This window comes from Clostridium cuniculi, assembly GCF_004353185.1.
Classification (GTDB): domain Bacteria; phylum Bacillota; class Clostridia; order Clostridiales; family Clostridiaceae; genus Clostridium; species Clostridium cuniculi.
In genome coordinates, this window is sequence record NZ_SMUS01000015.1 from 55,076 (window position 1) to 77,267 (window position 22,192).

Below are 22,192 nucleotides of genomic sequence, written 5' to 3' on the forward strand. Positions count from 1 at the left end.
TAGTTTTAATACTAAACATTAATATTAAAATTATTTTTATTGACAAGTATTTTAAATAGGTATATGATTGAGATATGAATATATTTACAAAAATATTACAATATGTAAGAATTATTGGTGAAATCTGATAGAAAAGTTAATTCTGATCTAAAAGAGAGTGATTAATAAATTACGTTAAAATATATATAAATGCCTCTTTTCGTTTATATATATTATTTAGCTAGCTTTCTTTTAATCTTAAGAAAGCTAGCTTTTTTATTTATACTACAAATAATGGAGGAGTAGAATTATGAAAAAAATAGCTGTTATAAGTGCAATCTTAGAAGAACCAAAAGAATGTCAAGAAAAATTTAATAGTGTAGTTTCAGGCTTTAGAGGAAGTATAAAAGGTAGAATGGGAATACCCTTTGAAGAGGGAATCTCAGTTATAAGTATTACTGTAGTTGGTACATTAGAAGAGATAAATAGTTTGACAGGTAAGCTAGGAAATATTGATGGTGTAGTAGTAAAAACAGCTATTGCTAAAAGGGAGATTTAAGGGAAAATATGCAAGTAAGAAACATTATAGACAAGCTATACAATACAACTAATGCATCAAGAGAAGAACTTTTATTTCTTTTAGATAATTTGTCTGAAGAAAATAAAGAATACTTAATAGAAAAATCTCATGAAGTTGCTCTAAAAAATTATGGCAATAATATTTACATAAGAGGTCTTATTGAATTTACAAATCATTGTATAAGGGACTGTAGATATTGTGGAATAAGAAAATCTAATGATAAGGCTGATAGATATCGACTTACTGTGGAAGAAATTTTAGAGTGTGCAGATATAGGAGATAGATTAGGATATAAGACATATGTATTGCAAGGCGGAGAAGATCCGTATTTTACTGATGAAAAAATGGTTGAAATAATAAAGAAGATAAAAGAAAAATATCCTAACAATGCTATAACTTTATCTTTAGGTGAACGTTCATATAAATCATATGAGCTTATGTTTAATGCAGGTGCTGATAGGTATCTATTAAGACATGAAACTGCTAGTAGGAGATTGTATGAATCATTGCATCCAAATTCAAAATTTGAAAATAGAATACAATGTCTTAGAAACTTAAAAGAAATAGGATATCAGATAGGGGCAGGCTTTATGGTTGGCCTTCCTAATCAAAATAATAGTGACTTAGTTGAAGATCTGATTTTCTTAAAGGAGCTTAATCCACATATGTGTGGAATCGGTCCATTTATACCACATAAGGATACCCCACTTGCTAATGAACAAGGTGGAACTCTTGAAAAAACTACAACTATGTTAGCTTTAATTAGATTAATGTTGCCTAAGATATTATTACCAGCAACAACAGCCCTTGGAAGTATTGATCCACTTGGGCGTGAAAAAGGTCTTAAAGCTGGCGGTAATGTTGTGATGCCAAATCTTTCTCCAACTAGTGTTAGAGAAAAGTACTCGTTGTATGATGGGAAAATATGTACTGGAGATGAAGCTGCAGAATGTAGAGCTTGTATTGAGAGAAGAATTAATAATGCAGGATTTAATTTAGAAATTACGCGAGGAGATAGCTTAGTATTAAGTGATAAGGAAAGAGAAAAGATAAATAATAAATTGATTAATAACAAAAACAATGAAATTAGGTTAGATAATATATTTTTAATAAATTAATAAGGAAGTGGAAAAATTTATGTATATTAATCATGAAGAGGTATATGAATTACTAGAAGAAGGAAAGAAGGCAACTAGAGAAGATATAATAAACATTTTAGAAAAAGCAAGAAAGAAAAAGGGAATTTCTCATAAAGATATTGCTGCACTACTTCAATTAGAGGATAAAGAATTAGAAAAAGAAATGTTTAAAGTTGCTGGAGAAATAAAAAAATCTATTTATGGAAAAAGGGTAGTTTTATTTGCACCATTATATATAAGTGATTACTGTGTTAATAATTGTGTTTATTGTGGTTATAAAAAGTGTAATAGCTTTAATAGAAGAAAGTTAACTCAAGATGAAATAAAAGAAGAAGTTAAGATATTAGAAAAGATGGGACATAAGAGGTTAGCATTAGAACTTGGTGAAGATCCAGTAAATGCACCAATAGATTATGTTTTAGAAAGTTTAGACACAATTTATAAAACTCAAAATGAAAATGGAAATATAAGAAGAGTTAATGTAAATATTGCAGCAACTACAGTTGAAAATTATAAAAAGCTTAAAGATGCAAATATAGGTACTTATATTTTATTCCAAGAAACATATCATAAACCAACTTATGATGTAATGCATCCTAAATCATTAAAATCTAGTTATGAATATCATTTAAATGCTTTTGATAGAGCAATGGAAGCTGGAATTGAAGATGTTGGTGGAGGTGTATTATTTGGACTATCAGATCCTAAATTTGAAGTTTTATCATTAATGATGCACAATGAACATCTTGAAAAAGAATTCGGAGTAGGTTTCCATACTATATCAGTTCCAAGACTTAGAGAAGCTGAAGGGGTTACCTTAGAAAATTTCCCTAATCTTTTAAGTGACGAAATGTTTAAAAAAGTGGTTGCTATAATTAGAATTGCGGTACCTTTTACAGGTATAATTATGTCTACAAGAGAAGATGAAGAAATGAGAAGAGATGTACTTAAGATTGGAGTAACTCAAGTAAGCTCTGGTTCTTCGACAGGTGTAGGAGGATATAAACAAAGAGAAGAAGGAAAAAGTATAGAACAGTTTAAAACATCAGATGAAAGAACACCAATAGAAGTTTTAAACTGGTTATTAGATGAAGGATATATACCAAGCTATTGTACTGCTTGTTATAGAAAGGGAAGAACAGGGGAAACTTTTATGGGACTTGCAAAAACAGGAGAGATTCAAAAAATGTGCGAACCAAATGCATTAATGACTTTAATGGAATATGCATTAGATTATGGTGATGAAAGTACATGTAAAAAAGCAGAAAAATTAGTAATGGAAGAAGCAGAAAAAATAAATGATGAGTCCATAAGAAAATTTATTAATGATGGAATAATTAAATTAAAAGAAGGCCAAAGAGATATTTATATTTAGGAGGTCAGAATGAATAGTACACCAAATGCTAACAGAAAACATATAGCGATATTTGGAAAAACAAATGCAGGAAAGTCATCATTAATTAATAGTATTTGTGGTCAAGAAATTGCAATTGTATCAGATATTGCGGGAACTACAACAGATCCTGTTTTAAAAGCAATGGAGCTTATACCACTAGGTCCCGTTTTATTTATAGATACAGCAGGACTTGATGATAAAAGTGAAGTAGGTAAGCTTCGAATAAAAAAAACAATGGATATTATGAAAAGGGCAGACTTCGCTTTATATGTAATGGATGTAAATAACATAGATTATGATGAATATGAAGCTATAAAATTAGAATTTAAAAAGTACAATATACCTTACTTATTAGTTATTAACAAAATAGAGGGTATAGAGAAATATAACTTAGATCAACTAAAAGAAAAATATAAAGAAGCAATCTTTGTTTCTACTTATAAAAAAGAAGGTATAGATGAGTTAAAAAATGAACTTGTTAGTAAGTTAAAAGATTCTGAAAATGATGTTCCTATAATAGGTAATTTAGTGCCTTATGGAGGAAAAGTTATATTAGTAGTACCTATAGACTCAGAAGCTCCAAAGGGTAGAATAATACTTCCACAAGTACAATGTATAAGAGATTGTTTAGATAATGGAATCAAGACATATGTAGTTCGAGATACAGAACTTGCTTCAGCTTTAGAAGATATAAAAGATATAGATTTAGTAGTTACAGATTCACAAGCTTTTAAAAAAGTAAGTAAAATAGTACCTAAAAATATAAAGTTAACAGGATTTTCAATTCTGTTCGCTAATCATAAGGGTGATCTAAAAGCTTTTGTTGATGGTGCTAGAAAGATTGATTCCTTAAATAAAAATTCTAAAATATTAATATCAGAAAGTTGTACACATAATGTTTCTCATGAAGATATAGGAAGAGTAAAAATTCCTAAACTTTTAAATAAATACGTAGGCGCAGAACTTAATTATGATTTTAGGGTTAGTCATGATTTTCCTGAAAATATAAAAGATTATGATTTAATCATTCATTGTGGTGGATGCATGATAAATAGAAAAACAATATTAAATAGAATTGATTTTTGTAGAAGTGAAGAGGTTGCTATTACTAATTACGGCATAGTATTAGCTTTTCTAAGTGGAATATTAGATAGAAGCCTAGAGATATTCAATAATAATTAGTTAATTTATGAATTATAATTAAATAACTAGTGATTATAAATATAATTATAAAAATAGTTAAAATAAATAATAAGGTTGTCCAATTACATTGTGGCAATCTTATTATTTGTTTTATATAATAAATAGATTAATTTTTTAGTAGTTAAGCTAACGTATTAATTTAATTATACTTTCACTGTTATATTCCTTTAAAAATACATCTGAACATCTATTAATAAATTTAATATAATCATTTTCATTAAGAATTATGGGGCAAGCTGTACTAAAATTTTTATTTAAACATTTATACTTAAAATCATTAAAAATACTTATTGATTTGTTTAATTTTATTGGTAGAAAATCTGTAAAGGATGAATCTATTATATTTATTTGAGATATAAAATCAACTATTAATTTTATATCATAATTTTTAATATTTTCATTTATTATTACATGAGATTCCAAATATTGAATGTTATATTCAGAAATAAAAAGTCTTTCAATATTTTCATCAAAATAGTTATCAAGCCAAAGATGAGTATAATAGCCTACAGCAAATGATTTCTCTAAATAGTTCAACTTTTTACTAGATAAATTTAATTTAAATTTAGTTAAATCACATTTTTTACTTGAATCTTCTTTAAAGTGAGACAAACAACCTTTAGTCATATCATTAAAAATAATATAATAGTTAGGAGCAATACTACCTAATGTTAAAAAATTAATATCAAGTTCATTAAAATAGTTATCTTTTAAATTTCTTAGAAAATTAATATGAGTAGATATATTTGGCATAAAAACTCCTCCAAAAGCTTTTATTGATTTATATGAATAAATTTTTAAAAATATTTGTTTAAAATTAATATAATTTAAAATAAATTACTATTTTTAAATGTTTTTTATTTATCTAAACATATATCTAATACTGTGTACATACATTATTATAGAATAATTACATATGGAGGAAATATGAAAAGAGTATTGCTTATTAAACCATTAATATATAGTATTTTTATTTTAGTTGCATATTATATTACATTTAAAACAGAATTATTATTTACTAATAAAGAAGTAACTACATTTATTAGTTATATGAATAAGAAAAATGATTTTTTAGGTGCAACTAATTTCATGATATGGTTAGTAATAATTTCTGCATTAGTGGTAACAGCTTTAAATAAAATGGATAAAGTAAAAAAACAATGATAAATTTGTATTTAGATTATAGATAATCACTATGAATGTATATTAGATGATTATCTATTTTTTTTATAAATAGTTTTAGAAATATTTGACGTTTTAATGATTTTACTAATAAAAACTTATTAAAATATTAATAAAGTGCGAAAAAAATTAATTTTTTTTAAAAAAACTCTTCCCTTTTTATATATTCAATATTATAATGTAAAGAAATAATAACCTTATATGGTTATTATAGTAAACGTTAATTGCAATAGGATTAAGATTATAATAAAGTACTTAATAAGTTATTAAGTACTATTGGGGAATAAAAGTAACTATATTATTTATATTAAATAAAATTAGTTTATAGAAATTTAATAATTGTTAATCCAAATTGTAATAAATATTTTTATTATTAAGGGGGCGAATTTAATGAAAAATTCAAAATTGAAAAAAATGTGTGCAGTGTTAATGGCTGCAACCATTGGCACATCTTTGTTCATTGGGTGTGGAAATACTAATAATACATCTAATGAGGAAAGTAAAGCTAATAATACTTCTACAGAAGTAAAGCAAGAGATTATTTATAATCTAGGTGCTGATCCACAAACAATCGATCCATTGCTTAACACAGCTATAGATGGTTCAAATGTTATTGTTAATGCTTTCGAATGTTTAATGGTACTAAATGATAAAAATGAAGCTGAACCTGCTGCTGCTGAAAGTTATGAAGTTTCTGATGATGGTTTAGTTTATACATTTAAGCTAAGAGAAAATGGTAAATGGTCAGATGGGGAACCAGTTACAGCTAATGATTTCTATTATGCTTGGATGAGAGGAATGGATAAAGAGACTGCAGCTGAGTATTGTTATCAATTCTTCTATATTAAAAATGCTGAAAAATATTATAATGGGGAAGTTTCAGCAGATGAAGTTGGTCTCAAAGTATTAGATGATTATACTTTAGAAGTTACTTTAGAAGCACCAACTGCATACTTTACTCAATTAATAGCTCATCAAACTTACTCACCAGTAAGAGAAGATATTGTTTCTGCTAATCCAGATACTTGGGCTACTAGTCCTGAAACATATATTGGAAATGGTGCATTTAAATTAGTACAATGGGATATGAAAGATAAATTAGTATTTGAAAAGAATGAGAATTATTGGGATGCAGATAATGTAAAGTTAGAAAAACTAACATTTAAGTTAGTAACAGATGCAACAACTGCTTACTCTGAATTAAAAGCTGGTAACTTTGATGTTGTAAACTCTGTTCCTCCAAATGAAATTGAACCTGGTAAAGAAGAAGGGGTAGTTCAAATAATTCCAAAACTTGGTACCTATTTCTTTGTAATTAATGTTGGTAAACAAGATAACTTAAAGGATGATGTTAAAGAAGCTTTAAATAATAAATTAGTAAGACAAGCTATATGTTTAGCTATTGATAGACAAGAGATAATAGATAATGTTGGTAAAGCAGATCAAGTTGCTTCTTATAGCTTTGTACCATTAGGTATTTCTTCAACAGATGGTGGAGAGTTCTCTGATAAAGAATATTATGACCCACAAGATATGGAAAGTAATATTGAAAAAGCAAAAGAATTATTAAAAGAAGCAGGATATGAAAATGGAGAAGGACTTCCAACACTTGAGTTAATGTATAATTCAGAAGAATCTCATAAAGATGTTTGTCAAATTGTACAACAAAATTTAGCTGAAGTTGGTATAAATGTTGAATTAACAAACCAAGAATGGGCAGTATTTTTAAACACAAGACAAAATGGTGAATATCAAATTGCAAGACATGGTTGGATTGGTGACTACAGTGATCCTATGACATTTTTAGATATGTGGGTAACTGATGGTGGTAATAATGTTTCTGGATTTAGCAACTCAGAGTATGATGCTTTAATAGCTGAGGCAAAAGTTGAGACTAATCTTGAAAAAAGAGAAGAATTATTAAGAAAAGCTGAGGATATATTAATGGAAGAAGCTCCTATTATTCCTGTATATTTCTATACAACAGTAATGGCATGGAATGATGATGTTGAAGGTATATTAGTAACATCTTTGGGTAAAGTCTATTTTAAAAATGCTTATAAAATATCAAAATAAAAAAGAGAGTCTTAATTGGCTCTCTTTTTTTATTGTTATAAAATATAAAATGGACCTGTAATAAATTTAAATATAAATTATTTTGTTACAGATAAAAAGTTTCAACCTTTACAACTATAAATAAATTTTTTGAACAAATCTAATGTTGTAGAATCATGTGCGACCATCATTTCAGGGTGCCATTGTATACCTACTACAAATGGTTCATTTATCATTTCAATAGCTTCAATTATTCCATCTGGAGATACAGCAGTATTTTTAAAGTTAGGGGCAACTTCTTTAACTGCTTGATGATGAGCACTATTAACAATATAACTATCGCCAAATATTTCGTGTACAATACTATTTTCTTCTATATAAATAGGATGGCACTTTTCTGAAAGATGGCTTTCTTGTTTATGAAGTATTGGTGAATCTGTAGCATAGGATATATCTTGATGTAATGTTCCACCACAGGAAACATTAAGAATTTGACATCCTCGACATATTCCTAAAATAGGCATATTTAATTCAAGGGCTTTTTGGGCTAAATTAATATGATACCAGTCAACTAAATCATTACAATTTCCTAAAAGGGGCCTAGGAAGTTCTTTATAGGATAATGGATTAACATCAATACCTCCAGGAAGCAGTAAGCCATCACATGCGGATAATTGATCAAGTAAAATATCAATATCGTTTATTAAAGGCAAAATAACAGGAATTCCTCCTGCTTCAGCAATTGCTCTTGGATAGTTATTATTTACTCTAGTATAATCTTCACCTGCAAATTCTATCCTAAAATCCTTAACTATCCCACCAGCTATTGCTATTAGTGGTTTTTTCATTTTATCCCCTCCTTGAAATAAATCTTCATCATATATTATACGAAAAAAAAGAAATACTTTAAACATTTATAAGAAAAAAATACATATATTACAAGAGTGATTTATCTTAATATTTTCTAATGGGAACGAAAGTGAAGAGAAATTATAAAATATATTATAAGCATTTGAGGAGGTAATATAAAATAGGAAATACAACAAAATCGAATTATACTTATGATAAGATGGTTATAGATTTACAATATTTGAAAAAAATATATAGTAATAATATAGATATAAATATAATCGGAAATTCTCATGATAATAGGAATATTTATGAAGTAATATTAGGAAAAAGTAATAGTAAACAACACGTATTGATACATGCAGGAATCCACGGTAGAGAGTACTTAACTTCCTTATTAATTATGAAGCAAATAGAATATTATCTAAAGAATTATGAAGAGGGTGAATATTGTGGAATTAAATATAGCGATTTATTTAATTCGGTAGCTTTTCATTTAATTCCCATGGTAAATCCAGATGGAATTACTATAAGTCAAATAGGTATAAAAGGTATACGAAATGAAAAATTAAAAGACTCTATTTATGAATGTTATTATAATGATTTAAGTGCTAGATATACTTGTGATAGATTTAAAAATTATTTAAGAAAATGGAAGGCAAATGCTATTGGGGTAGATTTAAATAGAAATTTCGATGCAGGATGGAATGAAATAAATCAAAGTAAAAAATGTTCTTTTGCAAATTATAAAGGAAAATATTGCAATTCTGAACCTGAATCTAAGGCACTTGTTAATTTAGTTAATAAATATAATTTTATTTACACAGTTAGTTATCACTCATCAGGAAATTTAATTTATTGGGATTATAGAGATAGCTTAGTAAAGAAAGAGAGTAGCAATCTAGCTGACCTTATTTCAAGTGTAACAGGATATAAAAAAGAAAAAAGTGATAGTGAATACTCGGAAGTTGTACCAGGTGGATTTAAGGATTGGGCATCTTCTAAGCACAATAATCCAATACCCAGTGTAACTATTGAAGTTGGCTTAGGAAAGTGTCCATTAAAAAATTCAGAATTTAAGTATATTTGGAATGCTAATTATAGAGTTTTGGCGGCTATTGCATATATGTTAAGATAAAAAGTTATAGTTATTACATTAAAAATATGTTCCTATATTTTATATTGAATTTTTTTTACAAAAAGGGAAGTATAATAATAAATGATATAATGAGTGGAAAGGAATTTATTAATATCTGAATATGAGTAAAAAGAGATTTGTAATTAAGTTTGAAGATAATAATAGAAAACTTCCAATTGAAGCTGAACCAAATAGTATAATAGATTTAGTAAAAAATAATAAAGTCAAGCAAAGAAGAATTTTTGATGAAAATGGAAAAGTTATAAAGGACATTGATACGTCAAATCACAATCAGCCTAAGTTCCATCCCATGGGTGCACATAAACATGTATATAATTTTAATAATTATGGACATCCTCATGGAAAGAGTGAAGAATTAACAGATGAAGAAATATCTCAAAATAAAGATATAATTTTTGAAGAAATTAATCATAATTATGATTATCTTAATGAGGATATTGAATAAATCTAGCAAATAAACTATATTTTTTCAGGAATTAAATAGAAATTTTAAAATGGCAACAAAAAATACCAATTGATATTGGTATTTTTTGTTTTATATGGTGGACAAATGTATTTAGCAAATGTATAATGTAAAAAACAATATAAAAGGTAATAAAATAATTAGTATTATAGTTTATTATTAAACATTTATTGGGGATTTAATAAAATACAAATATTATAAGGTGTTAAAGAATAATAACTTAACATAAGATGTTATTATAATATCTATTTAAAATGCTAATTATTATTTAGGGGGTACAGTATGATTAACATCAAAATTTTAGAAGAATTATCAAATGCATTTGGACCATCTGGATTTGAAGATGAAGTTACAAATGTAATAAAGAAACACTGTAATGAAATGATAGTAGAAAATGATTCTATGAATAATGTTTATGCAAGGCTAAAAAATTATGATGGTAATAAATTAGTTGTTATGTTAGATGCACATACTGATGAAGTTGGATTTATGGTCCAAGCTATTAATGATAATGGCTTATTAAGCATTGTTCAATTAGGTGGATGGCATAATACAAATATTCCGGCACATACTGTTTATGTAAAAAATAGAGATGGTGAACTTATTAAAGGGATAACAACTTCTAAGCCAGTTCATTTTATGACCGCTAGTGAAAAAGTTAATAATTCATTAGAAATAGAGGATATCTTTGTAGATGTTGGTGCTAGTAGTAGAGAAGAAGTTTTAGAGGTTTTTAATATTAGGGTTGGAGATCCAATAGCTCCAAAAGTTGAATTTGATTTTAATGAAAAAAATGGAGTTTGTTATGGCAAAGCTTTTGATAATAGAATAGGATGTTTTTGTATTATAGAAACATTAAAAGCATTATCTGAAATAAGTGATTTAGAGGTAGATGTTGTTGGAGCTTTCGCAGCACAAGAGGAAGTTGGTACTAGAGGAGCACAAGTTACATCGCAAATTATTAAACCAGACTTAGCAATAGTGTTTGAAGGATCACCAGCAGATGATTTATATTATTCTAAAAATATATCACAAGGTGTATTAAAAAATGGAACACAAATAAGAAACCTGGATCAAGGTTATATAGGAAATCCTTTATTTATTAGACATGCAGAAAAAGTTGCAGAAAAACATTCAATAAAATATCAAAATGCGGTTAGACGTGGGGGATCTACTAATGCGGCAAAGATAAGCTTAACTTCCAAAGCGGTACCAGTATTAGTTTTAGGTATTCCTTCAAGGTATGTTCATAGTCATTATAACTATTGTGCTAAAGAAGATATAGAATCATCAGTCTCATTAGCTGTTGAAGTAATAAAAAGTCTTACTGAAGAAGTTATAAATAATATTTTAAGAAAATAATGTTAATTAAGAGAATCATAAGGTTCTCTTTTTTTATAAGTGTCTTTGTGAAATGGTATAAATAGTTAAAAATGTTCACTTATAGGTAAATGTTAAATTTTAAAAAAACAATATTAAATATAAAGAAATTCAAATAACTTTTTAAAAACACATATGGGTAAAAAAAGGAGTAAATTAAGTGAATTAGCCATTGTTAACGTTAACATTATTTTAATATTAAATTGACATTTTAATTAATATAATAAAAAAAACTTAATAATATATTAAAAAAACAATATTCTTTTTAACAATTTTTTTGACAAATATTAAATTTTAATTATAATTAAATTATAACTTAACCAATTTTTAGTTCATAAGTAATTAAATAGAATTAAGTTGTAAGATCTAAACATTAGCTTATAATTTTAATCTTATAAATACTTTTAGGGGCAGAAATTATAAGAGTAAATATATGGTTTATATATTATAAAAAGATATAAATTGCATAATGCAGTTTAGTTATAAATACAAAGGGGGCAATTAAAGATGAAAAGTTCAAAACTAAAAAAACTATGTGCAGTATTAATGGCTGCAACTCTTAGTACAACATTATTTTTTGGATGTGGAAGTACTTCTTCAAATGAGGGGAATAATACCAACTCAGAATCTAAAACTACAACAAATAAGGATACTAAACAAGAATTAGTATTTAATTTAGGAGCTGACCCTGAAACAATAGATCCAACAATAAATACAGCTTCAGAAGCATCAACAGTAATACTTAATGCATTCGAATGTTTAATGACACTTGATGAAAATGATAATGCAGTAGAGGGCGCAGCTGAAAGTGTTGAAGTATCAGAGGATGGATTAGTATATACTATTAAATTAAGAAAAGATGGGAAATGGTCTGATGGAGAACCAGTAGTAGCAGACAATTTTAAGTATTCTTGGATAAGAGCATTAACTAAAGAAAATGCAGCTGAGTATGCTTATCAATTATTCTATATTAAAAATGCGGAAAAATACTATAATGGAGAATTAAGTGCTGATGAAGTAGGAATTAAAGTTATTGATGACTATACATTAGAAGTAACATTAGAGGCGCCAACAACTTACTTTAAACAATTATTAGCATTTCCAACTTATGCTCCATTAAGAGAAGATATTGTAAGTGCAGATCCAGATGGATGGGCTACAAAGCCAGAAACTTATGTAACTAATGGTGCATTTAAGCTGGTACAATGGGATATGAAAGACCAATTAGTATTTGAAAAGAATGAAAATTATTGGAATAAAGATAGTATTAAATTAGATAAATTAACATTTAAACTTGTAACAGATGAAACAACTGCTTATTCAGAATTACAAGCTGGTAACTTTGATGTTGTTAATTCTGTTCCACCAAATGAAATAGAACCTGGAAAAGAAGCTGGTTTGGTACATGTTTCACCAAAGCTTGGAACATATTATTTCGGTATTAATGTTGGTAAACAAGATAATATGTCTGATGATGTTAAGGAAGTTTTAAGTAACAAATTAGTTAGACAAGCTATAAACTTAGCAATAGATAGACAAGAAATAATTGATAATGTTGGTAAAGCAGAACAAGTTCCTGCATATAGCTTTGTTCCTCAAGGAATTTATAACCCTGATGGTACAGAATTTGCTGATAAAGAATATTATGATCCTTTAGATATGGAAGGAAATATTGAAAAAGCAAGAGAGTTATTAAAAGAAGCTGGATATGAAAATGGTGAAGGAATACCAACTATTGAATTAATGTATAACTCTGAAGGTGCACATAAAGATATTTGTCAAATTGTTCAACAAAACTTAGCTGAAATTGGAATAAATGTAGAACTAACTAATCAAGAATGGGCAGTTTTCTTAAATACTAGACAACAAGGTGGATATGAAATTGCAAGACAAGGATGGATTGGAGATTATTCAGATCCTATGACATTCTTAGATATATTTGTAACTGGCGGTGGTAATAATGATTCTGGATATAGTAACCCAGAGTATGATAAATTAATTGCTGAAGCTAAAGTTGAATCTGATACAGATAAGAGAAAAGAATTATTAAGAGAAGCTGAAGATATATTAATGGAGGATATGCCTATACTTCCAATTTACTATTATACAACTGTAATGGGATGGAATGAAAATGTTAAAGGGATTCAAGTTTCTGTTTTAGGAACTGTTTACTTACAAGGAGCTTATATAGAATAATAAAATATTGTGAATTAAATAAAGTAAAATAGATATAGGATATATTAGTGTACTTCACTAATATATCCTATATTTTTTATTATTAATTTCTTTAATAATAAAAATAATTTTTTACAATTATTTATTTTCAAACAAAAAACTTCAAATTATATCAAGTTTTATGTTATAGTATTAAAGTTGTATTAGATATAAGTTAAAGGGAGAGATATATATGGGGAAAATAATTATAGATGAAAGTAGTTTAAAAAAGAGAGAGAAAGCTTTACTTATATATATAATTTTTATCACTTTAGGAATAATACTTTTTGAATTTAGTAGTATTTTTTGGGGTAAGAATTATCACGTTACATATTTACATTCTATAATTTTGTTTATTAAGTTTTTTAATTCAATTCTATCAATTTTAGCCTTTGTAAGCTGTATAGTTTTATATATTAGATTAAAAAAAGATAGCATATTTATTATTTCTTTAATATACTTATCAATGGCTATTGGAATTGTTATGGGAGTTTTCGATGGATTTAAATTTAGTAATGAAAGATTAATTTTTTTACACTATACTAATTTATTATCTTCATTATTTAAACAAATAATTATTTCTATTGCAATTTTCCCAAATAAAAAATTAAAGGAAAAGATAATAAAACATAAATATAAATCTATATTTATAGTGATATTTGTTACATTAATTTGTAGTTTTTTAGATAGTAGACTTACTATTAAAGATCCCTTAGAAAATAATTTTTTTATTATATATAGTTTGTTTTTAATAATAATGTATTGTATATTTTCAATTATATTATTTTATAGAGGTATAAAGGGAAAAGAATATTCATTTATTATTTTAAGTTCAAGTTTATTTATGTTAGCAATGAAGTATATTTATTATCTTTATAAAGTAAATATACCTGAATTTGCTCAAGGTTTGGTTTCAATATCAATGACATTTATTAGTTCTGGATTAGTAATTATCGCAAGTTTTGTAGAACTATATATGTATATGTATAAAACCCAGATATTAAATAATAATCTAAAAGTTTTTTATGAATTAGTTGACAAGAATAAACATAATTATATGTTTCTATTTAAAGAAAATGGAGAAGTATTATATGCTAATAAAAAAGCTAAGGAAGAATATTATACAATTAATGAAGATACGAAGAGTTTACAACAGCTATTTATGAATAAAGGTCAGCTTTTAGATAGATATGAAGAAATTAAAAAATCAGTATATAAAGATGGTTTTTGGAAGGGAATATTAAAGAGTGAGCATCAAAATAAAATAATTGATTGTTATATTCAAATTATTGGCGAGAAAGAAAGTAATAAAAATATATTAGTTTCATATATAGATATATCAGATGAAATAAATATGGAGCTTGAGATAGAAAAGCTAAAAGTTTATGATAAAGAAAAAAATGAATTTATATGCAATATTTCTCACGAATTAAGAACTCCTTTAAATATTTTATATTCTGTAATACAATTGCTTGATAAATTTAAAGAAAATAATGAATTAGATTTTAGATATCTATATGAAAAATATAATAAAACATTAAATTTGAATTGTAAAAGAATGATGAGATTAATAAATAACATTATAGATGTATCAAAAATAGATTCTGGAGTTTTAAAACCTAACTTTGGCAATTACAACATCGTTTCGGTAGTTGAAGATGTAACATTATCCGTTGTTAGATATGCATTATTAAAAAGAATTAATATACATTTTGATACTAATGAAGAAGAGTGTTTTATTAAGTGTGATTCCTCTATGATACAAAGAGCATTATTAAATATACTATCAAATGCAATAAAGTTTACAGAAGAAAATAAAAATATATATGTAAATGTATTTGTAAGAGATAAATTTATTGAAATAAATATCAAAGATGAAGGAATTGGTATATCTAAGGAAGTTCAACATATAATCTTTGAAAAGTTTATTCAAAATGATAAATCTTTCAATAGAATGAACGAGGGGAGTGGCATAGGATTAAGCATAGTAAAATCAATATTAGTTCTTCATAATGGTTATGTTGAAGTTGAAAGTAAATTAAATGAAGGAGCTACTTTTAAGATTTTTTTACCAAATGAATATTTAGAAGATAAAGAATTTAAAATTTACGATATTGATGATGGCGATATTGAACTAGAGCTCTCTGATATTTATGAGATATTAACTTAATATTTCAATAACAGATATTTTATAAAAAATCTTACGTTAATAATTATATGTTAATAGTAAAATAATTAAGAAAGGATGAGTAATTCGTCCTTTTTTTATTATTTTATGAAGCAAATTAAGTTTTAATAATATAAAATTGGATGCATTTTATTAACATATAAATAATATTAATAAACAGAATGTATAATTTTTATTTATGAGGTAAGTATGAAATACTTAGTTGAAATAATAGTAATTTGTATACTTTTGTTATGCTATTATACTATTAATAATATAGATGATATTATTAGTGTTTTTGCAACTAGTTATATTTCAAATTTAGAACCAGATGGTTATAGCTCTAAATTTAATGAATTTAATTATAATGGTGTTAAAATATTATATGAATATAATATATCAAAAGCAATTCCTGTTCTAAAAGAATATATTGATGATTCAAAGCAAAAATGTGAAAAAATATTTAATGAAGTTAATGTATCATTAACAATAGAATTTGACTATGACAAAGATGTATTTTTATCTAGATTTGAAAGTAATACTGATAATATATCAGCATATTATGTTGATGCTATAAAAACTATTTATATTTATGTAGATAGTTATGAGAATATTTTAAATAACAAAGAAAATTTTAGTGAAATATTACTTCATGAAATATCACATTATTATTTTTCAGAATTTTTAAGAGAAAATAATATATCATCAAAAGATGTACCTGTATGGATAAATGAAGGTATAGCAGATTATATATCTAATCGTATAAGTTTTTTAGATTATGATAATATAGAATTCATTCCATTTGATAATATTTCAACTTCAAATGATTGGGCAAGAATAAAATCAGGTAAACAATATATACAAAGTTTATATTCAATAAATAAAATTATAAGTAATCATAGTGAAGATATAATTATTGATTTATTACTTGAATTAAAGAAATATGACTTTAATATAGCATTTAAAAATATAGTTGGAGTGGATTTTAGTAGCTTTGAAATGTCTATTAAAAATGATATTGAAATTCTAAACCATAAGAATAATTGAAAGGTCTATGTATAAACTATACATAGACTATAAAAATTACATATTTAATATTAATTTAGTATTATATTAAGAAATATAAGTTTTAAAAGGAGGGTACATGAATTACCAAAATAACCTACCAAATAAATATTTAAATTTAGAAAATACATATTCAAAGCTTCCTAAAAGTTTATTTTCATTTCAAAATCCAAGTAAGGTAGATAATTGTAAAATGGTATTTTTTAACAGAAAATTAGCTGAAGAATTAGGATTAAATAAAGAGTTTTTACAAAGTGATGAAGGAATACAATTTTTGTCAGGAAATAAAATTTTAAAAAATACAACCCCAATTTCCCAAGCTTATGCAGGTCATCAATTTGGACATTTTACAATGTTAGGAGATGGTAGAGCAGTTCTTTTAGGAGAGTTAATATCAAAAAATAAAGAAAGATTTGATATTCAGATTAAAGGAAGTGGAAGGACTCCATATTCAAGAGGTGGAGATGGAAAAGCAACTTTAGGACCGATGCTTAGAGAATATATTATAAGTGAGGGAATGTATGGTTTAGGAATTCCAACAACACGTAGCCTAGCTGTAATTTCTACAGGGGAAGATATAGTTAGAGATGAATTATTGCCTGGTGCAATATTAGATCGTATAGCTAAAAGTCATATTCGTGTTGGTACATTCCAATTTGCTAGAAATTTTTGTGAAATTGAGGATCTTAAATTATTAGCGGACTATACTTTAAAAAGACATTTTGAAGTAAAAAATTATGAAGAAAATCCTTATCTTTATTTACTTAATGAAGTTATAAAGAATCAAGCATTACTTATTTCAAAGTGGCAATTAGTTGGATTTATTCACGGTGTTATGAATACGGATAATATGTTAATAAGTGGAGAAACTATTGATTATGGACCTTGTGCATTTATGGATACATACAATCCTGACACTGTATTTAGTTCCATTGATATTAATGGAAGATATGCATATGGTAATCAACCTAAAATTGGTGCGTGGAATTTAGCTAGATTTGCAGAAGCACTATTACCATTATTAGATAAAGACATAGATAAAGCTATTAAAGTTGCAGAAAAATCATTATCTAATTATGGAACCTTATATAATAAATATTGGGAAAATGGAATGAGAGCTAAACTTGGAATATTTAATTCAGAAGAAGAGGATAGTAAACTTATTTTTTCTCTTTTAGATATTATGAAAAATTATAAAGCTGATTATACAAATACTTTTCGTGATTTAACATTAGGAAATTTATCAGAAAGTGAAATATTTAAAAGTGATGATTTTAAAAAATGGTATAAAATTTGGGAAGAAAGATTGATAAGACAAGATAAATCACGTGATGAATCTAAACATCTAATGGAAATTAGTAATCCAACCATTATTCCACGTAATCATAAAGTTGAAGAGGCTTTACATGATGCAGTTACTAATAATGATTATAGCAGTATGAATGATCTTTTAGATGTAATTAAAAATCCTTATGATTATTCCAATATTAATGAAGAGTATTCAAAACCACCTAAGCCTACAAGTTGCGCATATAAAACATATTGTGGTACTTAAATTTAAATTAACTTAAAAAATTAATTTCCTTATATACTTGAACAAATTACCAATAAGTGGTATTTTGTTTAATAAGTGAAATTTATATTTGGTATAGGGAGGAAATTTATATGAAAAGATTAGAAAACAAAGTTGCATTAGTAACATCTGCAACAAGAGGAATTGGATTAGCTTCTGCCAAAAAGTTAGCAAGTGAAGGGGCTACTGTATATATGGGAGTTAGAAGAATGGAGGTAACTCAAGATATATGTGATGAGTTAGCTAAGAGTGGTTTAAAAATGAAACCAGTATATTTTGATGCATATAAAATTGATTCTTATAAAACTATGGTTGAAGATGTAATAAAAAATGCAGGTAAAATAGATATTCTTGTTAATAATTTTGGAACTGGTCGCCCTGATAAAGATTATGATTTAGTTAATGGTGATGAAGATGCTTTCTTTGAAATATTAGAAAGTAATATTGGAAGTGTATATCGTGTTTCTAAATTAGTTGTTCCTTATATGATTAAGAATGGTAAAGGTAGCATAATAAATATTTCATCAATAGGAGGTTCAGTTCCTGATATTTCTAGAATAGGTTATGGAGTATCAAAAGCTGGAGTTAATAATATAACACAACAAATAGCTATGCAATATGCACGAAATAATATAAGGTGTAATGCTGTATTACCAGGCCTTACAGCAACAGATGCAGCACTAGATAATATGCCAGAAGATTTTAGGAAATCATTCTTATCACATGTACCTTTAAATAGAATAGGTACACCAGACGATATTGCTAATGCTGTATTATTCTTTGCTAGTGATGAGTCTTCTTATATTACTGGCCATATAATGGAGGTATCTGGTGGGTATCATTTAGGTACTCCACAATATGCAGATTTTGTTGGAAGAAAAATGGTTGAAGAAAAACAGAAATAGTTCATAAATACTAATAAATAAAACATCCTATTAAAACTTAAATAGGATGTCTTATTTATTAATTATAAAGAAATTGTAAATTAGCCCCTAAATTATTGAAGTTATTTCTAAATTATAGTACGATATAGAAAAAATAAGATATTTGATAAATTTTATAAAAAGGGGGAAAAATATGATAAATTTAATGATTATTTGTGCATTAGTATTATTAATATGTATAACTTCAACAAAAATATTATATAGATTCGGTGTACCGATTCTTCTTATTTTTATAGTACTTGGAATGCTATTTGGTTCCGATGGTATTGTTGGTATATACTTTGATAATTATAATTTAGCAAGTGATATATGCTCTATAGCATTAATTTTTATAATGTTTTACGGTGGATTTGGTACTAACTGGAAGATGGCTAAACCTGTAGCAGTTCAATCTATAGTTATGTCATCTTTAGGAGTTGTTATAACAGCAGGATTAACAGGATTATTTTGTTTCTTTGTTTTTAAAACGACGCTATTAGAAGGCTTACTTATAGGCTCAATAATTGCATCTACAGATGCAGCTGCTGTATTTGCTATATTGCGTTCACAAAAATTGAATCTTAAGGGCTCAATAGCTTCTATATTAGAAGTTGAAAGTGGTAGTAATGATCCCTTTGCATATATGCTTACAATAATAATATTAGGTCTAATGGCTAATGGAGGATATGGAAATATTATCCCTATGTTATTAAGTCAAATTATAGTTGGAGTAGTAGCTTCAATTGTATTAGCAAAGTTATCTATTTATTTGTTAAGGCATGTTAAGTTTGAGATAGAAGGTTTTTATCCTATATTTATTACTGCAATAGCTGTATTAGCATATTCTTTAAGTGAGTACTTAGGTGGAAATGGATACTTATGTGTTTATATAACAGGAATTATCATAGGAAATAGTAAAATACCTCATAAAAAAAGTATTTTTCAATTTTTTGATGGTGTATCATGGTTAATGCAAATTTTATTATTCTTCTTACTTGGACTATTAGCATTTCCTTCAAAGTTACCATCTGTAATGATTAAAGGTATCTCTATTTCAATATTTATGATTTTCATAGCAAGACCAATTGCAACATTTAGTATATTAAGTTGGTTTAAGGTTCCAATTAAGCAACAACTTTTTATTTCATGGGTTGGAATTAGGGGAGCTGCATCAATAGTTTTTGCAATCTTTGCTGTAACATATGGCGTTCCTATAAACCATGATATTTTCCATATAATATTCTTCATGGCTTTATTCTCAGTAGCAGTACAAGGTACTCTTATTCCTACTATAGCAAGAAAGCTTGATTTAATTGATAATGAAGAATCTGTTCTAAAAACATTTAATGATTATAAAGAAGATAAAAGTACTAAATTACTAGAATTTACAATTAGTGATAATAATCCTATCGCTAATAAAAGTATCATGGATGCAAATATTCCTGAAGACATACTTGTTGTTATGATAAAACGAAAAGGAGACGTATTTGTACCAAATGGATCTACAGTAATTTTACCTGGAGATACTTTAGTTCTTTCTGGAAATACTCTATTAAATTTTAATGATTATAAAGAAGGAAAAAGTACAAATTTAATGGAAATTTCAATTAGTAAAGATAGTAAAATTGCAAATAAATCTATAAAAGATTCTATTTTAACAGAGGATATTCTTATAGTTATGATAAAACGTAAGGATAAAGTAATAGTTCCAAATGGAAATACGGTTATAATGCCTGAAGATATATTGGTTGTTACAGCTAATAATTTAAAAAATATAGAAAATATGATAATAGCATAAAATTTATAAAAAGAGTAAGATTTAAATTTTCTTACTCTTTTTATTTTGATTACATATTACACATTAAACTTTAAGTAAAATAAATTTTGCAAACAAAAATTATTTTTGTTTAACTCTTTATTTACAAAAATAATTTTTATTGATATATTCTTAATAAGAAGTATTTTAATATGAGGGTGTGTTAGTATGGAAAATATAAAATCAGTTATTAATATAATTTTTTCAGAATATAATAATTTTTTTGATGCAGAAAAAAAAATAGCTGATTACATTTTAGATAATAAAACAAAAGTAATTGAGATGACTATTTCTGAATTAGCTGAAAAAGCTGGAACTAGTGAAGCAACAATTACAAGGTTTTGTAAAAAATGTAGTATGAAAGGATTTCATCATTTAAAAATAACATTAGCACAAGAAATAGTTGATTCTAAAAAAGATGAGTTTACTATTTCAGGGAGCGTTAGTGAAAATAATATTAAAGAGTCTCTTAATAATATTTTAGCTAATAAAATTGAAGAATTAAAACAAACAATTTCAATGATTAATGAAGAAGAGCTAAGAAAAATATTACACATATTAAAAAGTGCAAAAACTGTTCAATTTGTAGCTGTTGGTAATACTATACCTATTGCATTAGATGGATGTTATAAATTAAATCAAATTGGTATTCCCTCTGTTACTAATACTATCTGGGAAACTCAAATTGCATATACATATAATTTATCAAAAGATGACGTTGTTATAGTTATTTCAAATTCTGGTGAATCAAAACGATTAATTGACGTAGTAGAAATAGCATCAGAAAAAAGAGCAACTACTATAGGTATAACTAATAGTGATAATTCTCCATTAGCAAAAGTTTGTAATTATCATATTAAAACATCAACTAGAGAAAAATTATTTTTATCCGAATATTATTTTTCTAGAATTTCAGCAATGACTATAATCGAAATATTATATCTTTTCTTAACTGTTGGAAAAGATGATGTTTATGCTAATATAAGTAGACATGCTCAAGCTATTGCAGATGAAAAAATATAATTTATTATAAACAAAGAAGGGGGCCT

The 22,192-nt window shown here is 26.1% G+C and carries 18 protein-coding genes; 16 read left to right on the forward strand and 2 right to left on the reverse strand.

What is annotated here, in order from left to right; translation table 11 throughout:
- Positions 1-289: 289 nt before the first annotated feature.
- The 4 genes from EJJ37_RS09475 to hydF are packed head-to-tail and all read left to right on the forward strand — an operon-like array spanning position 290 to position 4,276.
- The gene (locus EJJ37_RS09475; RefSeq protein ID WP_133015337.1) at positions 290-538 is read left to right on the forward strand and encodes a TM1266 family iron-only hydrogenase system putative regulator; all 249 of its coding nucleotides are present in this window, start codon (positions 290-292) and stop codon (positions 536-538) included.
- An 8-nt stretch (positions 539-546) separates the two neighbouring features.
- Entirely contained in the window at positions 547-1,677 is a 1,131-nt protein-coding gene (hydE, locus tag EJJ37_RS09480) for a [FeFe] hydrogenase H-cluster radical SAM maturase HydE (protein WP_133015338.1), read from the forward strand.
- Positions 1,678-1,696: 19 nt separating this feature from the next.
- Positions 1,697-3,073 (forward strand): [FeFe] hydrogenase H-cluster radical SAM maturase HydG, encoded by a 1,377-nt coding sequence (gene hydG / locus EJJ37_RS09485; RefSeq protein WP_133015339.1) that lies wholly within the window; start codon positions 1,697-1,699, stop codon positions 3,071-3,073.
- Between the two features lie 9 nt (positions 3,074-3,082).
- Positions 3,083-4,276 carry a [FeFe] hydrogenase H-cluster maturation GTPase HydF gene (hydF, locus tag EJJ37_RS09490; RefSeq protein WP_133015340.1) on the forward strand — a complete coding sequence of 398 codons (1,194 nt, stop codon included), beginning with the start codon at positions 3,083-3,085 and terminating at the stop codon, positions 4,274-4,276.
- A 147-nt stretch (positions 4,277-4,423) separates the two neighbouring features.
- Here the strand turns inward: hydF and EJJ37_RS09495 are convergent, their stop codons facing one another.
- Complete coding sequence (locus EJJ37_RS09495; RefSeq protein ID WP_133015341.1) at positions 4,424-5,050, reverse strand: zinc dependent phospholipase C family protein; 627 nt, start codon at positions 5,048-5,050, stop codon at positions 4,424-4,426.
- Between the two features lie 174 nt (positions 5,051-5,224).
- Between EJJ37_RS09495 and EJJ37_RS09500 the strand changes: the two genes are divergently transcribed.
- Positions 5,225-5,461, forward strand: a complete 237-nt coding sequence (locus EJJ37_RS09500) for a hypothetical protein (protein ID WP_133015342.1) — start codon at positions 5,225-5,227, stop codon at positions 5,459-5,461.
- A gap of 408 nt (positions 5,462-5,869) precedes the next feature.
- Positions 5,870-7,555, forward strand: coding sequence for a peptide ABC transporter substrate-binding protein (locus EJJ37_RS09505; RefSeq protein ID WP_133015343.1), 1,686 nt, complete (start codon positions 5,870-5,872; stop codon positions 7,553-7,555).
- A 101-nt stretch (positions 7,556-7,656) separates the two neighbouring features.
- Here EJJ37_RS09505 and EJJ37_RS09510 read toward each other — a convergent pair whose 3' ends face one another.
- The gene (locus EJJ37_RS09510) at positions 7,657-8,382 is read right to left on the reverse strand and encodes a gamma-glutamyl-gamma-aminobutyrate hydrolase family protein (protein WP_166484728.1); all 726 of its coding nucleotides are present in this window, start codon (positions 8,380-8,382) and stop codon (positions 7,657-7,659) included.
- A gap of 242 nt (positions 8,383-8,624) precedes the next feature.
- On the opposite strand from EJJ37_RS09510, the gene EJJ37_RS09515 reads away from it, so the two are divergent.
- From EJJ37_RS09515 to EJJ37_RS09560, 10 genes are all read left to right on the forward strand, one after another.
- Positions 8,625-9,521 carry a M14 family zinc carboxypeptidase gene (locus EJJ37_RS09515; protein ID WP_243124862.1) on the forward strand — a complete coding sequence of 299 codons (897 nt, stop codon included), beginning with the start codon at positions 8,625-8,627 and terminating at the stop codon, positions 9,519-9,521.
- A 121-nt stretch (positions 9,522-9,642) separates the two neighbouring features.
- On the forward strand, positions 9,643-9,987 hold the full coding sequence (locus EJJ37_RS09520; RefSeq protein WP_133015346.1) for a hypothetical protein: 345 nt from the start codon (positions 9,643-9,645) through the stop codon (positions 9,985-9,987).
- 300 nt (positions 9,988-10,287) lie between these two features.
- A complete protein-coding gene (locus EJJ37_RS09525) occupies positions 10,288-11,367 on the forward strand; it encodes a M42 family metallopeptidase (RefSeq protein WP_133015347.1) in 1,080 nt (359 codons plus the stop codon).
- Between the two features lie 525 nt (positions 11,368-11,892).
- Complete coding sequence (locus tag EJJ37_RS09530; RefSeq protein ID WP_133015348.1) at positions 11,893-13,581, forward strand: peptide ABC transporter substrate-binding protein; 1,689 nt, start codon at positions 11,893-11,895, stop codon at positions 13,579-13,581.
- 211 nt (positions 13,582-13,792) lie between these two features.
- A complete protein-coding gene (locus EJJ37_RS09535) occupies positions 13,793-15,769 on the forward strand; it encodes an ATP-binding protein (protein WP_133015349.1) in 1,977 nt (658 codons plus the stop codon).
- 207 nt (positions 15,770-15,976) lie between these two features.
- Positions 15,977-16,813: a hypothetical protein gene (locus tag EJJ37_RS09540; protein ID WP_133015350.1), complete on the forward strand. Its 837-nt coding sequence runs from the start codon at positions 15,977-15,979 to the stop codon at positions 16,811-16,813.
- 97 nt (positions 16,814-16,910) lie between these two features.
- Complete coding sequence (locus EJJ37_RS09545) at positions 16,911-18,386, forward strand: protein adenylyltransferase SelO (RefSeq protein WP_133015351.1); 1,476 nt, start codon at positions 16,911-16,913, stop codon at positions 18,384-18,386.
- Positions 18,387-18,496: 110 nt separating this feature from the next.
- A complete protein-coding gene (gene hdhA / locus EJJ37_RS09550; protein ID WP_133015352.1) occupies positions 18,497-19,309 on the forward strand; it encodes a 7alpha-hydroxysteroid dehydrogenase in 813 nt (270 codons plus the stop codon).
- Between the two features lie 172 nt (positions 19,310-19,481).
- Entirely contained in the window at positions 19,482-21,125 is a 1,644-nt protein-coding gene (locus EJJ37_RS09555) for a potassium/proton antiporter (RefSeq protein WP_133015353.1), read from the forward strand.
- Positions 21,126-21,311: 186 nt separating this feature from the next.
- Entirely contained in the window at positions 21,312-22,166 is an 855-nt protein-coding gene (locus EJJ37_RS09560; protein ID WP_133015354.1) for a MurR/RpiR family transcriptional regulator, read from the forward strand.
- Positions 22,167-22,192 lie beyond the last annotated feature (26 nt).

Excerpts from the sequence above, each read along its gene's own strand:
- EJJ37_RS09505 (WP_133015343.1), top strand. The coding sequence starts at position 5,870 with ATGAAAAATTCAAAATTGAAAAAAATGTGTGCAGTGTTAATGGCTGCA.
- EJJ37_RS09530 (WP_133015348.1), top strand. The coding sequence starts at position 11,893 with ATGAAAAGTTCAAAACTAAAAAAACTATGTGCAGTATTAATGGCTGCA.
- EJJ37_RS09510 (WP_166484728.1), bottom strand. The coding sequence starts at position 8,382 with ATGAAAAAACCACTAATAGCAATAGCTGGTGGGATAGTTAAGGATTTT.
- EJJ37_RS09555 (WP_133015353.1), top strand. The coding sequence starts at position 19,482 with ATGATAAATTTAATGATTATTTGTGCATTAGTATTATTAATATGTATA.
- EJJ37_RS09545 (WP_133015351.1), top strand. The coding sequence starts at position 16,911 with ATGAATTACCAAAATAACCTACCAAATAAATATTTAAATTTAGAAAAT.
- EJJ37_RS09520 (WP_133015346.1), top strand. The coding sequence starts at position 9,643 with ATGAGTAAAAAGAGATTTGTAATTAAGTTTGAAGATAATAATAGAAAA.
- hydE (WP_133015338.1), top strand. The coding sequence starts at position 547 with ATGCAAGTAAGAAACATTATAGACAAGCTATACAATACAACTAATGCA.
- hydG (WP_133015339.1), top strand. The coding sequence starts at position 1,697 with ATGTATATTAATCATGAAGAGGTATATGAATTACTAGAAGAAGGAAAG.
- EJJ37_RS09535 (WP_133015349.1), top strand. The coding sequence starts at position 13,793 with ATGGGGAAAATAATTATAGATGAAAGTAGTTTAAAAAAGAGAGAGAAA.
- EJJ37_RS09500 (WP_133015342.1), top strand. The coding sequence starts at position 5,225 with ATGAAAAGAGTATTGCTTATTAAACCATTAATATATAGTATTTTTATT.
- hdhA (WP_133015352.1), top strand. The coding sequence starts at position 18,497 with ATGAAAAGATTAGAAAACAAAGTTGCATTAGTAACATCTGCAACAAGA.
- hydF (WP_133015340.1), top strand. The coding sequence starts at position 3,083 with ATGAATAGTACACCAAATGCTAACAGAAAACATATAGCGATATTTGGA.
- EJJ37_RS09525 (WP_133015347.1), top strand. The coding sequence starts at position 10,288 with ATGATTAACATCAAAATTTTAGAAGAATTATCAAATGCATTTGGACCA.
- EJJ37_RS09475 (WP_133015337.1), top strand. The coding sequence starts at position 290 with ATGAAAAAAATAGCTGTTATAAGTGCAATCTTAGAAGAACCAAAAGAA.
- EJJ37_RS09560 (WP_133015354.1), top strand. The coding sequence starts at position 21,312 with ATGGAAAATATAAAATCAGTTATTAATATAATTTTTTCAGAATATAAT.
- EJJ37_RS09540 (WP_133015350.1), top strand. The coding sequence starts at position 15,977 with ATGAAATACTTAGTTGAAATAATAGTAATTTGTATACTTTTGTTATGC.
- EJJ37_RS09495 (WP_133015341.1), bottom strand. The coding sequence starts at position 5,050 with ATGCCAAATATATCTACTCATATTAATTTTCTAAGAAATTTAAAAGAT.